Origin of the sequence: Oleiharenicola lentus (assembly GCF_051660365.1) — a bacterium.
Taxonomy (GTDB): domain Bacteria; phylum Verrucomicrobiota; class Verrucomicrobiia; order Opitutales; family Opitutaceae; genus Lacunisphaera; species Lacunisphaera lenta_A.
In genome coordinates this window covers 937,801-950,867 of sequence record NZ_JBOZXB010000002.1, presented here as the reverse complement: position 1 = coordinate 950,867, position 13,067 = coordinate 937,801, and the positions used below count along the sequence as shown (strand labels likewise).

Genomic DNA, 13,067 nt, shown 5'->3' with positions numbered 1-13,067 from the left:
GATTACGGGAGTGTGTTGCGTGAGAATTTCGTCTTAGAATCCCGTCGCCATCTGCCATGTAGTGCTACCTGCTGCAGGTGGCTTCCGAATTACGAAGCCGTGGCCGGATGGTATCGTAACCGTCGAACCGAAGTCGAGAGATGCGCTCGATCCGGTTTTACGCCAAGCGCCATTGTAGTAATAATATGTTCCGCTCGGCGACCGATTAAGCCCGGTTCCAGAGGGGTCAAATAAGAGGAGCTCGTCGGTTCGGCTGAGTGGCGAAGGGCTGCTCGCGAAAGCTGACGTTGCGAGCCCAGTCTCATTCAACGAGACGGCCATAGGTAGCGCTAAAGTGAGATAATTGTCGTTCGCGCTCACCGCTCCTTCAAGGACGGTTCCGAGAAAGTCCGATTGGACTCGTCCCTTAAAGGTCAGGGTCGTTGCCGTCGCCTTGTTGCGCTGGATGTAATAAGTGTCAGGATAAACCACGACCGTATCGAAGCTCGTGGTTACTGACGCACCGGTTTTTCTCCACGCGCCGTTGTAGAAGAAGTAGGTGGCGCTAGGGGAACGATTGGTTCCGGTGCTAGTCGGATCGAAAAAGAGCAATTGGGTCTGCGTGGAGAGGGCCGAGCTCGATGCGATATAAGTGACGCCTGCTGCGCTTGGTGGGTAAAGTGCCCCGATTGTCCAGAATGGCGTGATTTCGAGAGAGTCGCCAGAGGACAATGAGTTGATGGGAAGCCCCGCAGCGTCTACGGTCACCGTGTTCGAGGTATTTGACGTAACTACGAAATAATGCCCGGCGAGCGCGCCGGTTCGCACGCGAACGTGATAGATGTCAGTGGCGGATGAGGAGGGGATAAACCTGTTGGTAGTCCACGAAGGTGAGCCCTGGATGGTGACGACGTTGCCTGTCACGCTTGCAACCGCGCCGATCCATGATGCGTTTCTAACGAACGGCGGTCCAACGTGACTGTCCGTATTCGCGGGCGCGGCGCGGCTAACCGAGCCTAGGATGCTATAAACCTCCACCTCCACCGCCGCAAAGCAGCGCAAACCGAGTAACAGCGAAGTGCAGAAAAGGCGCATGGAGAACTTCATGCTTATATTAAAAGCCCGTATAGGGTAATGGCATTTGGACGAACCTATCCGCATTATTCGCGGCATTGTCTATTCTCCGGATCATGAACGAAACACCAGCAGGGATCTCCACTCCGTTTCTGCTGCCGCTCATCGAATTGTCGGTGGAGCGTTGCCATGAGTTTCTTGTGGTGTCATAGTAATAGTTAAGCCAAGTGGTGCTTGCCCAAATTTGCACCAGATCGCCATTCGTGAGTGCGGTTGACGGATCGGCAGCTCCTTTCCAGTCAGTTGCGCGCGTTTGAAGAGCTAAAGTTCCGAGCGTAACCGGCACAGGCAAGCTCGTGCTGAAGAATGTGGTTCCTGGAATTGTTGTCAGGTGGTAGGGAGCGCAATTTGGAACCCTGCCCGTGACGTAGAAAGTAAAATCTGTGGATGCCTTACGGACTAGCATAAACCCACGGTCTTGCCGGAGTAGCACATTGTTCCGCGATGAGGAAGCCGCGGTGTCTGTGTCACGCTCCCACCGGCTCCGCGTAGTGTTATAGTAGTATGTAATCCAACTCCCGCTCGCCCAGATCATGACGTTATCGGCATTGGTCGAGTCAGTCCCTCCAAGCAGGGTCGTCCCGAAGAAGCTCCCCAGCGTGTCCGCCAGAGTTAGCTCGTAGCTATCGCCAGATGCTGGGCCGACGACTAGGTCTAGCGCAAAGCCCTCGTTGTTAAGATAGATTCTGGTTGCCGTATTTGCAGTCGTGCTGACCGGAATAACGCGTCCCGCCGCGCTCCCCGAGGTGATTCTCAGTATGTAAGGCGTTGCGACGTTCGAGAACGCGCCCGGAGTCCATCCGGCACCAGTTACATCGACATAGTTAGATCCAACAGATGTGATATTGCCTGTAGTGGCACCGGTTCCAACCACTGGACCTAAAAGGGGGAAAGACACCGCTTTTGTGAGATAGGCCTGCGCGGTCATCTTTAGGCTCCCTATCGGAGGGAGGTATTTTACCTCTGACGCTACCGCTTGCGATTGCTGCATCCCCGCTAAAAGAAAAGTTAAGGTGAGGCGCCGCACGGGTGGTTTATAACGAATACGGGAGATCTCTCTCGAATGTTGAAAATCCTGAAGCGGTGCCCTGCTTGAAAACCTGGAGAGCAACTCCTACGCCGATTACTATCCCATCACGATTTGTGGAGGGACCGGTAGTTCTTTGCCAGTAAGATCCGTTGTGGAAATAAAAGCTCCAATTAGCGCCACTGCTCACGCCAATAGTGTCGGCTAGCCCCGGCGCTGCATTGGACACCCAACCGGATAGCGTGTTCTGGAGCGCTAGGTTGCCGAGCGTGACTTGTTGCGGGAATCCTGAGTGGGTATAGGTAGAGCCAGAGTTGAGGATCGCCCAGTTCACGCGGCATTCAGGAACATAGCCGGAAATCCGCAGTGCAAACGCGCTCGATTTGCGTGTTATCCTGATCACGCAGTCAAAGGGGATAGGGGTGTTGCCTCGGTCGGTCGTTGGTCCAGTAGTCCTAACCCAGCGACCAAGTGAAGTATTGTAGTAAAACGAGGTCTCACTCGCAACGCTTAACGTCAGGATGTCCGAGTCCGCCGCAGTGGCACCACCGAGTAATGTCGCAGATCCGAAAAGAGAGTTCAAAGTGTCTACGGGAATGAGTCGGATGAGATCGCCGTTCGCTCCTGCTGTAATCCCTAGAGTTGTGAGGTCACGCCCTGAAACAGTGAGCGTGTCGGTGGTATTTGCGTTCACGCTGAGCGTTACCCCTGCGGCGACACCCGTCGTGATACGAACAGCGTAAGGGTAGGCTGGCAGTGCAAGTGCGCCAGTGGTCCAGTTAGCGTCAGGCACGACGATAGTGCCGGAAGTCAGCGAAGAGATGCGCCCGCGCGCCACACCCGTGGCGGGGGATTTGTCGGTTAGTGGTATTGAGAACGAAGTTGTGTTGGGAATAGTCGTTGAGCCTCCTCCAATCGTGTAGGCGATCACGCCTAGAGGCTGGTTGTAGACTATGTCTGGAACCGCGCAGAGCGTGCCGCTAAGCATAAATCCGACTATGGGAATTTTAGAGGTAAACATAAACTAAGGAACGTATGGACCTTCCAAGGCCAGTAAACCGACGCTACCTCCGAAGGCCGCGCTGCCGCGCTCAATGAAGAACGGAGTTCCCGATGGGATCTGGAACGAATTTCTATTGAATGGAGATGATCCCTCCCTCCATTCGGAGGCGGATGCGTCAAAGTTAAAGGCCCGCCACTGCACGCCGTCAAAAACGCGAACCTTGTCAGCTGCGGAAAGCGAGCCTGAGTAGGGGACGAATCCGGGCATCGTCTGAACGTTCAGGCTCGCCAGGGAGCGCGGCCTCGGAAAGCAGTTCGAAGCAGGGGTTGCGCCGATCACAGGGATAAGCTTTTTCTCAGCAGTCGATTGCGCAGAGCCGAGTATTTGCAACTGGAGGTTTCCGGTTGCCTTGCGGATAATAGTAATTCCCGAGTCGGGCCGGATCACTACGTTTCCCCGATTAAAGGATGCCGAGCCTTCTCGCCATTGCCCCGCCGTTGTGTTGTAGTGGTATTCGCGTAGATTCGTGCCGTCATGAATTTGCACTGCGTCAGCAATCGTTGCATTGGGACCGCCCATACTTGAGGTCAAGCTACCCAGTAAAATATTGAGAGTGTCCCCCGGAACGATTTCAAATGTGTCGCCCAGAGTCGCTCCCAGCGACGCGGCTGTGCCTTGGTTTGAAAAAAGGAACAGCACGGTGCCCGTGTTGGCTTGCGAGGTGGATATCTGCCACCAAGTCCCGATTGCCGCTCCAGATGTGAAGCGAACGAAATAGGGTGCCGCAACTTGCGAAAGCTGCCCACCAGACCAACCGCCTGAGGCGTCAGTTATCGAAGACGACGTGATAGCGGTTACAACGCCTTTCTTCTTTCCAACGAATCTGGATCCGATGAAAAGCCGTAAGGTTGGAGTTAAAGAGGTTATTTTTAGTAGTCCTCCGCTTGCTCCGTTTATCGCTATAACCGACGAGCCGATAGGCGGATTATACACGGGCGCATCACCCAAGCACGGTGATGCGGCGGCAAGCAAACCAACGATGCGAAAAATCACCTTCATGCTCTAGGGATAGATGTAAGGCACTAGATAATTCATGTCATCGTAAATTTTTGAAATAATGACCGAAGAGGTCTCGCCAAACAGGAGGTCGTTGCTGCGATCAGTGCTGCCGCCACCGCTGAGGGTCCATTGCTCAATCGAGCCGAGGGAATTCCGCAATAAATAGTATGTTGCGAAAACATCGCTGTTGTTCTTCAGGATCTTGTCGGCGGTGGTGGGACTAGTCGATCCGGTCATGCCATTGGCCGTGGTCATTTGTCGCTGCAGAGGGGAGGCAGCAATCGGCCAAGGCTGTGCAATGAGATTGTTGCCGGCGACCAGCGGTTGGGCGAACCCGTTCGTGCGTGCCTTGCCTGCTATGTGGATCGTCACCGGTGAAGTGGCATTTCGCACTACTGAGAAACCGGCGCCGGGAGCAATGATCTCGTTGTCGCGATTCGTAGATCCGCCTCCAGTTTTGGTCCATTGCACGATTGATCCGGAACTATTCTTCAAAAAAAAGTAGGTTTCCCATGCCTGTGAAGAAGGATTGAAGAATTGGAGACGGTCGGCTGTGGTTGGGCTGGTCGAACCGTGCATGATTTCGTGATCTTTAATGCCGAAAATCTGGCCTATCGTGACATGCGCCCGAACTACAAAACTGTAGCCTGCTAGAGCAACTGTAGGGGGAAGGGACGCGAGTGTGTTGCGTGGGGTCGTCGCGACTACTAACGTGTTGTTTGCATTAGCCCTCGTAGCTGTCACGTCGATATCAAACCTATCCCCAACGTAGGTAGCGGTAGGACCATCAACAAATTCTACATAGTAGGCTCGATTTGGAGAAAGAAGACCCCCAACGTTTGCAGGCGAACCGACTGTTAAGGTGCTGGTCGAGATGCTCGTAACTGTCCCGCGGGCAACCGCGCTGTTGACGAGCGGTATCCCAGTGAACCGAGTCCCATTCTCGAACGTGACGTGAACTGTTCCAATCGGCTCTAGGTATTTTACGTCAGAAGCGAAAAGATTTAGTGATACCGCAATCGTATAGACCCAAAGCAATCTTATGAGATGAAAAGGTTTCATTGAAAAATGTTTCATGATGATAGCTGCGGTTGTTCGCGATCGTATAAAAAGCCCCGCGTTCTCACGGGGGCCTGTTTCCTATCGCATCAGTTTTGATGAATACTACTGCTCTTTACGGGCGGCGAAGCAAGCATCCCCTATGGGCCCTCTTTCGCCTAGATTCGCTTCAAACAATTGTGCAAATCCCATCCCGTCGCAGCTGATCGCATGCGAACAGAAGGGATTTGTTTCGTTGATGAAGTAGATCGGGGCTGGTCCGCCTGCCGTCAGTGACTTCCAGATGATCTCGGGATGCGTTTCGATTAGTCTAAGTAAGTCGATTGCAGAAGCAGGCACAAGCGCACGCGTCTGCATCTGCGTGATCGCTTCTTTAGCCGACGCTCGCTGATCGCAGCATACCAACAGGATCGGTATACGACGTCGCACCGAGTCTTTCTGGTAACCGAGTCCGTCGGCGATCGTCGCGTATGCACGGTTGCCGTTATGAATCGACTGGCGCCATTCCTGTGAGAGTTTAAGTCGAATCTGGTCGGGATTTCGCCTGTCACCAACAATGATCGAAGTCTCGTAACACGACATTTGCCAACAAGGTTCGCGGGGTGTCGGGGAGTGGATTTGCCCACAAGCATTGGTTCTTTCCATACAACCGCATCAAGCTCATGTGTTCCCAAGCATTGGGAATTATCGAGTGCTTAGGGATGCAGAACGGGAACTATCAAACGTCCCGGCTCCACATCCCTAATTTTGGTAAGAGCATTCCTTTTACAATCCTATTACGGAATACATCTGTTGTGAAGTCAGCGCGTCGACTGCTTCAATACCATTCGTTCGATTTCATCGATAGCATCGTAAACCGCCAGTTCGTCTCCGAACGACGGATGGCACTTGTCGGGACGTTGCTCAATGGCAGCGTTAGCAAACAGGCTTATTTCGGTTCCGTAACCCGCGTGATCGTATCCGAATTCCAATGTCTTGGATGTCCACGTGGTGCGCCATGCCTTGTCTGATTTGACGCCGTCGCCGGCCTCGACTTCTAATTGCCGCAGGGCATCGAATCGAACCACCTTGTGGGCGTCCGTAACGATCGTGCCTGCGAACGAGAATCGCGGGGCAGATGAGGTGGCGAAAAGGGTGCCGACAGCGCCGCTCGTGAATACAAAGTGAGCGCTCAAAGCTATGCCATCGGTTTTGGTGGAGGCGATGGCGGCGCTCACGCGAGCGATCGAACCCATCTGAAAAATCATGAAATCGATCGCATGATTGACGTGGGAAAGAAGAAAACTCCGCAGAGCGGAACCCAGCCCCCACCGGTCGCCGCGGGGCTTCGATGCGAAGTAACGCATTTCCATCGCGACTGGTTTCCCGATGGGAGGCGCAAGCGTGACCTGCTCGTCCCCATTCAGGACCCGTCGCAGCTGCTGGGCGGCATCAGAGTGTCTAAGGTTGTGGCCCACGCAGGTTACCAGTTTTTTGCTAGCCGCTGTTTCGGCCAGGTGCGAAAGTTCTTTAGCCGTGATTGCTGGAGGTTTTTCTACGAAAACGTGAAGTCCTCGCTCTAGCGCTTTGAGGGCGGCAACCGCATGCATCTGGGGCGGCCCTACTGCAATGATGGCGTTCAGATCGTGGTGACGAATCAGCTCACCTAGATCCCTGGCCACTGGAATGCCACCCAAGAGCAAAGAGGCTTCAGTCGCGGCTGACACTTGGGAATCGCACACGGCGAGCACTTTGATGTTAGGGATAGATCGAAGCGTCGGGATGATGATTTCGGTCGAATGTGCGCCACAGCCGATGAGACCCACCCGGAGGATATTTGAATTCATCAGAGTGGGTTGTTTTTGAGCCACGCTTCAAACTTTTGTCGCTCAAATACCTCAGAACAGATTGGTTCGTGTAGAAATGCTAGTTCAGCTCCAAACCAGTCCCTAAGTTTGGCGTTTTGCGCAAGTTCCACGAGAATCACAGGAGCAGTTTTCGCAGTTCTTGGACAATGTGCGTAGGGCGAAAGCGCTAGGTATTCATTACCGAGCTTCATGCCGAAATACCAGTTGGTGTTTTTTACGAGTCTGATGTTCAGCTTACCGGCAACCTTACTGTTTTCTTCAGGAGTAGTATTTTCGAATCCGCTCGATCATACCGATCCTAATGCAATACATATGAACCATTCGGAAGCGTTGGTGAGGGCATTTGAGTCCACCCCACATAATGGAGGCAGTCGCTGTGATTCCGGAAGAATTCTTCCCTGCCATAGCGGCCATGATGGCCACAGTGATGTGTATGGACGCATTGATCCTTCAAAGCCAGGTCCGACAATGACTACAGCATGTGTTAACCCGTCCAAGGGGCGGTTTGTTCATCCGACCGAAAATCACGGAATCACCGCGCGTCACGCCGCACGAATGCAGGGATTTCCAGACCAGTTTGTGTTTGAAGGGGGATTGATGGCTGCGGGTGTCCAAATTGGCAACGCAGTGCCGATTGGATTGGGTATGGCGACGCTCGGCGCAGTCGCGCACTTTATTGACGCAAAAACTTCCAAAAGACGCGTAATTTCGTGCAATCGAAAAGTAAGGCGTCTCGCGGCATAGAAATTTAGAAATCGAAAACCACCTGTGAAGCTTTGCGAATTGGATCTTTAACAGCGATCTGCAAATTCGGGTCGATTATGAAAACCTCCTTATTTACGAATTTAGCGGCGGACGATTAGCTATTCCACGATGTGATTGTTAAGTAGTCTCGGAGTGTGTTTCTTGATTAACCCGTGCCGCGCGCCGAGCGGTCGGCGCGAATCCCACCCGCGTCGTCCGCGAACGCGCGGCCCTTTTGGTTCTTTTCCCAAAAGGAGGGAGGGGCAGTCTGCGGCCCGCGGGATTCGCGCACTGGAGCGGAGAGGGAGAAGGGCTCGCGAAGCGAATTCCCAGGTCCGGAGCGCAAGGGAGAGAATTCCTCGGGCCTCAGTCTGCGGGCGGGAACCCTTTGGACTGTTCTGCAGATTGCTGTTGTCCGCGGCCGCGGAGCATACGTATATGGAGCGGGCCTCCCGCTCCGGGACTCGGAGCGCTCTACGGATTCCTATATGATCAAGTGCACGGTGCCCGCGGACCTGCTGGCGATGTTCCCATACGACCTCGCGGTCGGCTTCCCCGACGGGACCTTCACGCGCTTCTCCGACGGCCAGACCCGGATCAACGTGGAGGCGCACGACGCCTACCGCCTCATCTCCACCCTCCGCGTCCGCGCGCCGCACGTGCAGGACGCAGCCAAGGCCGCGGGCCTCTGGTCCGCGATCGCCTCGGTCGAGGCGGCGGAGAAGGCGGCGAACGGGTAGGCGTCTTTAGAATTATTTTATCTCCGCGTGATACGCTTCCCGCCGGAACGGGAACCTTCAACAAAAGGAAAGCGTATGGTGTCGGACATCGGCGGGGCCGCTCGCGCCCCGAAGTTCGGGCTCGGAAGGCTCGTCACCACTCCGGGAGCCCTCGCGGCCGTCTCGCCTCCAGAGATGGCCCGCGCGCTGCGCAGGCACGTCTCGGGCGACTGGGGCGACGTCTGCAAGGAAGACTGGAAGTCGAACGACGACGCGCTCTCGGGAGAGGGCCGGCTCTTCTCCGTATACACCACTGCCTCTAAAGAGAGGTTCTGGGTGATAACGGAGTGGGACCGGTCGCTGACCACGGTGCTACTGCCCTCGGAATACTGAGGCACTCGACGGCCCCGCGGAAGCGGGGCCGTTTTTTTTCGTTTTCGAATCTATACAGGGCGGCGGAAGCGTGGCGCAGTCTTGAGATTTTATTTTTCCTTTATGCGCGATTGGTAGAATCCTCCCGTCAGGAGCGAGAATTTCGTTCTCGGCCGTGCCCACATTGTCTTGGCGGCTCGCAAAAAACGTATGTCGCCAATAACGGATCCGCTTACTTCGACGGCGAGCGGGGCGTTTTCGGAGGTTCTCGGTTTACTTCGAGGAGTGTGCGCCCGGATGAGCGCGAGCGATGAAATCATAATAGGGGAGCGTAACGCGTGGGGCGCCGAATGGGAGCGCTTCGGGATCGCGCACAAAGACCGGCTGCAGCACATGCTCGTGATAGGCATGAGCGGGGCGGGCAAGAGCACTCTCTTGGAGAACATGGCGGTTCAGGACATCGAGTCCGGGCGCGGCCTCGCATTCCTCGACCCGCACGGCGCGTCCATCGCGAAGATACTGCCTCGAATCCCTTCTAACCGCATAGAAGACGTCGTGTTCTTCAACGCGGGAGACGCCCGATTTCCTGTCTCATTCAACATCTTCGAGGGAGTATCCGCCGAGAGCCGCCATCTCGTAGCCTCGGGCATCGTAGAGGCTTTCAAGGGCATATGGTCCGAGTCTTGGGGGCCGCGGCTAGAGTATATTCTATACGCCGCCGTCGCGGCGGTTCTCGAGTGCAAGAACGTGAGCATACTCTCAATTCAGCGGATGCTCACGGACGAAGTCTACAGGATGTGGATCGTCAAACAGGTCAAAGACCCGGCCGTTCGTTCCTTTTGGAACCACGAATTCGCGGGATACGACAAGAGGTTCGTGGCGGAGGCGGTCGCTCCGATACAGAACAAGATCGGCCAGGTCGTCATGTCTCCCGTCTTGAGGAATATCCTCGGGCAGGTGAACAGCGACGAGGACAGCCGCGTCAACGTCAGGCGCATCATGGACACCCAAAAGATATTTCTCGTGGATCTGTCCAAGGGGAAGCTCGGCGCCGATAAGTCCGCGCTGCTCGGAGCCCTGCTGATATCTCAGTTTCAAGTCGCCGCGATGTCGCGCATGGACCGCGATACCCTCGAGGACGAAGCCGATCCCGAAAATAACGTCGTGTTGCCGGAAGAGCCTCTTCCGGACTTCACGGTCTATGCAGACGAGTTCCATTCCTATGCATCAGACTCTGTGGCGGCGACTCTCTCCGAGTCGCGAAAATACGGCTTGGCGCTGGTTGCCGGAGCGCAGTATCTGGCGCAGCTCCGGCAGCGCGTATTATCGGCGGTCTTGGGAAACGTTGGATCGATTGTGTCCTTCCGAGTGGGGTATGAGGACGCTGCGGCACTAGAGCGCGCGTGCGGCGATAGCGCTCGGGCGTCAGACCTGACGATACTCAACAACTGGGAGGTTTGCGCTCGGATATTGTCGGCGGGACGGAGCCTACCGGCGTTCTTCGGCAAGACCCTGCCGCCTTGGGGGAATCTCCACAACCACGTGAAAACGATAGTAGACCGGTCTCGGGAGAGGTTCGCTCGACCTAAGGCCGAAGTGGAGCGGCGGATACTCCAGTGGTATGACGATACAGGAGAGGCAGCAAAAGCCGCCGATCCCAAGAAGGACCGGCGGCCTGCGTCGAGCGCTAGGCGCTTCGACGCTAGGCAATCACGCGAGGGGCCACCCGAACGTATTGCTCTTTTAGGATAGCACGGACTCCGCGACGAACAAACTACCTGCCGACTTTCGGGATGATCGAATCCCACGGGCAGCCGAGGGCCGCTTGGATGCGGATGAGAGTCAGCGATTGGAGGTTCGTGCCAGCTCCCTCGATTTTCTGTAGCGCGCGGGGATGTATGTCCGCAAGCTCCGCCAACTCCTCCTGCGTGAGGCCGGCCTTCTCGCGTGCAGCGCGTATGTTAGCCCCGAGTTTTTTCAGGAGAGGGAGGTCTTCTTTTTTTCTGGGAGCCGGCACGCCTCATAATGGCGGAAAACGTGATTGACCAACACGCCCGTATGGGCGTGTTTTAACGACATCTGATTTCAATCGGAAAAACTTCTCCCGCCATGAATCCCCCCGTCTTCCTCCGCCGCCTCGGACCAGAGTCTTCCTGCTATAACACGTCCGCATGCCCCGACATTCTGGAGTTGGCGGACGGCGACTTCGCCGTGATTGGCACCGACATCACTGCCGAGTCACACGGAAGGCTCCCGCCCCGGGTCGGATGCGGGAACGGGGAACGGATCGTGCGTATACCTCGGAAGGTGATGCTCGCCGCGCTGCCGGACATGCCCGCGAGCTGACCGCTTCCCCCGCGCGCGGGGTTGATGTATACTTTTCAGCAATGAGCTTGCTGAGCTGGATACTGGAAGGCGGGTGGACCGTTTTCGAACGGGCATTCTTCGTCGCAGATCGGGCTTTCACCGGGATCCAATACCGCTCCAACAACACTCACACCCGGATCGACAACCATATCCGATTCGCCGAACGGCATCACAGGATATGGGGAGACATACTCTCGAAGCCTGAGACAGCCCGGATAATAGTGCCGACCGCCGATGCCGCACTGATTACGCCGCTACAAATCCGCGCGGTCAACTTCGTGCTTCTGCACACCGAGACCGTCTTCCGCGCGTCGAAAGCCGGGCAATATCGCGCGCCTGATCGCGAGAAGATGGAGGCCGATATAAAACATTTTCTCTCGTTGCCAATTCCCGGAGCTGCATGGGCGACGCTAAAAGGCAGCTACAGCGCCGACTTCGTTGCGTTCGTCGACAAAATCACTGGCAAGCTCGCGTAGAGTTATTCACCCGATGGAAGAGAACGGCAGCGCGCATAAAGCACTCGTTCTTCAGAACCGCGACATAGAGGTTCTCCGTGGCTTCTTCGAAGCCCGTATGATGACGGTCGCGCACATCACGGACATCTGGTTCGCGGGGAGGCTGGAGATGGCGAAAAAGCGAGTGGGTCGTCTGAAAGCATCGGGGCTACTTCGCGAGAGGCCTCGGAACGTGAACGAGCGCGCGATCCTTTATCTCGACAACAAAGGGCTGCGGACGCTGCGAGACGCGGGTATCATCGCAGAATATCCAGGCTCAAGTAAACAAAAGCTGCTGCGGCGGGCGCAGGTGCACGGCGTCTCGACGATCGCGCACGAACTCGCGGTGATGGACGCGAAGGCCGCTTTCTACCGCGCCGCTCGCGCGCGCAACGTGGAGATTATAGAGTTCGTCACGTGGCCGCAGCTGAACGAATTCTGGGTGAGCATGCCTCGTCAGAAGCCTCGGCTCGTGAAGCCCGACGGCTATCTGCGCGTGAGGGACGGAAGCGTAGAGAGCGTCTTCTTCCTGGAAGTGGACATGGCGACCGAGCGCCTCGACGTGCTCGCGAGGAAGGCGGAGCTATACCTCCGCTATTCCCAGTCTGGCGCGTCCGACGCGTTTCGCGTCCTTATCGTGTGCCCGTCGATCGAGCGGATGGAGAACATCGCGCGGCGCATCCTCCAGAACGTCCCGCCGTCGCTCACCCATGTACACGTCGCGACGATGGACGACGCTCTGGCGGATCCGTTCGGCAAGATATGGGCAAGGCCTGTAGACTATCGCTGATGAAATTTAGCGTTACGTGCTCAGCCTGTATATTATTAATATTTGCCCTCGGACAGTTACTACGTAGTCAGAGGCATGGGCCAAAATCATATCTTACAGATCGAGAAATATCAGAAGCAGATCGCCAAACTTGAGAAGCAGATGGCGAAGCAGAGCCGGAAGCTCCTGTCTTTGCCGGGCAAGTTCGGCTTCAAGACGGTGGGCGACTTCGTGGGAGCCGTGCAGGCCGCCGCAAGCGCTGCGGGGACGTCTTTCGCGAAGGCGAAGAGCGCCAGCCGTAAGCGGGCTAAGATCACACCGGAGGTCAAAGCGAAGGTGAAGTCCTTGGTAGGCGACGGGAAGACGGGTGCCGAGATCGCTGAGGCCGTGGGAATATCGCTCCCGAGCGTCGCCAATATCAAGAAAGAGCTCGGCCTGGTTAAGAAGCGCAAGTAAGCGCACGGGTATAAAAACGCGACCCTCGCGGGTCGCGT

13 protein-coding genes and 1 pseudogene are annotated in these 13,067 nt (G+C 55.9%); 7 read left to right on the top strand and 7 right to left on the bottom strand.

The window, feature by feature from the left end; all coding sequences use genetic code 11:
- Positions 1 to 33 precede the first annotated feature (33 nt).
- The 6 genes from ACRRQW_RS18920 to ACRRQW_RS18895 all read right to left on the bottom strand — a co-directional run bounded on the left by ACRRQW_RS18920 (position 34) and on the right by ACRRQW_RS18895 (position 7,087).
- The gene (locus tag ACRRQW_RS18920; protein WP_438483185.1) at positions 34 to 1,086 is read right to left on the bottom strand and encodes a TIGR02597 family protein; all 1,053 of its coding nucleotides are present in this window, start codon (positions 1,084 to 1,086) and stop codon (positions 34 to 36) included.
- A gap of 1,061 nt (positions 1,087 to 2,147) precedes the next feature.
- Entirely contained in the window at positions 2,148 to 3,161 is a 1,014-nt protein-coding gene (locus ACRRQW_RS18915) for a hypothetical protein (protein WP_438483184.1), read from the bottom strand.
- 3 nt (positions 3,162 to 3,164) lie between these two features.
- Entirely contained in the window at positions 3,165 to 4,202 is a 1,038-nt protein-coding gene (locus ACRRQW_RS18910) for a hypothetical protein (protein WP_438483183.1), read from the bottom strand.
- A gap of 3 nt (positions 4,203 to 4,205) precedes the next feature.
- Positions 4,206 to 5,279: a hypothetical protein gene (locus ACRRQW_RS18905; RefSeq protein ID WP_438483182.1), complete on the bottom strand. Its 1,074-nt coding sequence runs from the start codon at positions 5,277 to 5,279 to the stop codon at positions 4,206 to 4,208.
- An 87-nt stretch (positions 5,280 to 5,366) separates the two neighbouring features.
- On the bottom strand, positions 5,367 to 5,843 hold the full coding sequence (locus ACRRQW_RS18900; protein ID WP_438483181.1) for a hypothetical protein: 477 nt from the start codon (positions 5,841 to 5,843) through the stop codon (positions 5,367 to 5,369).
- A 218-nt stretch (positions 5,844 to 6,061) separates the two neighbouring features.
- The gene (locus tag ACRRQW_RS18895) at positions 6,062 to 7,087 is read right to left on the bottom strand and encodes a Gfo/Idh/MocA family protein (protein ID WP_438483180.1); all 1,026 of its coding nucleotides are present in this window, start codon (positions 7,085 to 7,087) and stop codon (positions 6,062 to 6,064) included.
- Positions 7,088 to 7,387: 300 nt separating this feature from the next.
- On the opposite strand from ACRRQW_RS18895, the pseudogene ACRRQW_RS18890 reads away from it, so the two are divergent.
- The 4 genes and pseudogenes from ACRRQW_RS18890 to ACRRQW_RS18875 all read left to right on the top strand — a co-directional run.
- Positions 7,388 to 7,852: pseudogene (locus ACRRQW_RS18890) on the top strand (DNA cytosine methyltransferase); the annotation flags it as partial.
- A 488-nt stretch (positions 7,853 to 8,340) separates the two neighbouring features.
- On the top strand, positions 8,341 to 8,592 hold the full coding sequence (locus ACRRQW_RS18885) for a hypothetical protein (protein ID WP_438483179.1): 252 nt from the start codon (positions 8,341 to 8,343) through the stop codon (positions 8,590 to 8,592).
- Positions 8,593 to 8,667: 75 nt separating this feature from the next.
- A complete protein-coding gene (locus ACRRQW_RS18880) occupies positions 8,668 to 8,964 on the top strand; it encodes a hypothetical protein (RefSeq protein ID WP_438483178.1) in 297 nt (98 codons plus the stop codon).
- A gap of 276 nt (positions 8,965 to 9,240) precedes the next feature.
- Positions 9,241 to 10,695, top strand: coding sequence for a type IV secretory system conjugative DNA transfer family protein (locus ACRRQW_RS18875; protein ID WP_438483177.1), 1,455 nt, complete (start codon positions 9,241 to 9,243; stop codon positions 10,693 to 10,695).
- Positions 10,696 to 10,717: 22 nt separating this feature from the next.
- On the opposite strand, the gene ACRRQW_RS18870 is transcribed toward ACRRQW_RS18875, so the two are convergent.
- Complete coding sequence (locus ACRRQW_RS18870) at positions 10,718 to 10,960, bottom strand: helix-turn-helix domain-containing protein (RefSeq protein WP_438483176.1); 243 nt, start codon at positions 10,958 to 10,960, stop codon at positions 10,718 to 10,720.
- A gap of 370 nt (positions 10,961 to 11,330) precedes the next feature.
- On the opposite strand from ACRRQW_RS18870, the gene ACRRQW_RS18865 reads away from it, so the two are divergent.
- From ACRRQW_RS18865 to ACRRQW_RS18855, 3 genes are all read left to right on the top strand, one after another.
- Positions 11,331 to 11,786 (top strand): hypothetical protein, encoded by a 456-nt coding sequence (locus tag ACRRQW_RS18865; RefSeq protein WP_438483175.1) that lies wholly within the window; start codon positions 11,331 to 11,333, stop codon positions 11,784 to 11,786.
- Between the two features lie 13 nt (positions 11,787 to 11,799).
- A complete protein-coding gene (locus ACRRQW_RS18860) occupies positions 11,800 to 12,594 on the top strand; it encodes a replication-relaxation family protein (RefSeq protein ID WP_438483174.1) in 795 nt (264 codons plus the stop codon).
- A gap of 75 nt (positions 12,595 to 12,669) precedes the next feature.
- Entirely contained in the window at positions 12,670 to 13,029 is a 360-nt protein-coding gene (locus ACRRQW_RS18855) for a helix-turn-helix domain-containing protein (RefSeq protein WP_438483173.1), read from the top strand.
- Positions 13,030 to 13,067 lie beyond the last annotated feature (38 nt).

Bases quoted from the DNA above. Each gene is read 5' to 3' on its own strand.
- ACRRQW_RS18920 (WP_438483185.1), bottom strand. From the start codon at position 1,086: ATGAAGTTCTCCATGCGCCTTTTCTGCACTTCGCTGTTACTCGGTTTG.
- ACRRQW_RS18915 (WP_438483184.1), bottom strand. From the start codon at position 3,161: ATGTTTACCTCTAAAATTCCCATAGTCGGATTTATGCTTAGCGGCACG.
- ACRRQW_RS18910 (WP_438483183.1), bottom strand. From the start codon at position 4,202: ATGAAGGTGATTTTTCGCATCGTTGGTTTGCTTGCCGCCGCATCACCG.
- ACRRQW_RS18905 (WP_438483182.1), bottom strand. From the start codon at position 5,279: ATGAAACATTTTTCAATGAAACCTTTTCATCTCATAAGATTGCTTTGG.
- ACRRQW_RS18900 (WP_438483181.1), bottom strand. From the start codon at position 5,843: ATGTCGTGTTACGAGACTTCGATCATTGTTGGTGACAGGCGAAATCCC.
- ACRRQW_RS18895 (WP_438483180.1), bottom strand. From the start codon at position 7,087: ATGAATTCAAATATCCTCCGGGTGGGTCTCATCGGCTGTGGCGCACAT.
- ACRRQW_RS18885 (WP_438483179.1), top strand. From the start codon at position 8,341: ATGATCAAGTGCACGGTGCCCGCGGACCTGCTGGCGATGTTCCCATAC.
- ACRRQW_RS18880 (WP_438483178.1), top strand. From the start codon at position 8,668: ATGGTGTCGGACATCGGCGGGGCCGCTCGCGCCCCGAAGTTCGGGCTC.
- ACRRQW_RS18875 (WP_438483177.1), top strand. From the start codon at position 9,241: ATGAGCGCGAGCGATGAAATCATAATAGGGGAGCGTAACGCGTGGGGC.
- ACRRQW_RS18865 (WP_438483175.1), top strand. From the start codon at position 11,331: ATGAGCTTGCTGAGCTGGATACTGGAAGGCGGGTGGACCGTTTTCGAA.
- ACRRQW_RS18860 (WP_438483174.1), top strand. From the start codon at position 11,800: ATGGAAGAGAACGGCAGCGCGCATAAAGCACTCGTTCTTCAGAACCGC.
- ACRRQW_RS18855 (WP_438483173.1), top strand. From the start codon at position 12,670: ATGGGCCAAAATCATATCTTACAGATCGAGAAATATCAGAAGCAGATC.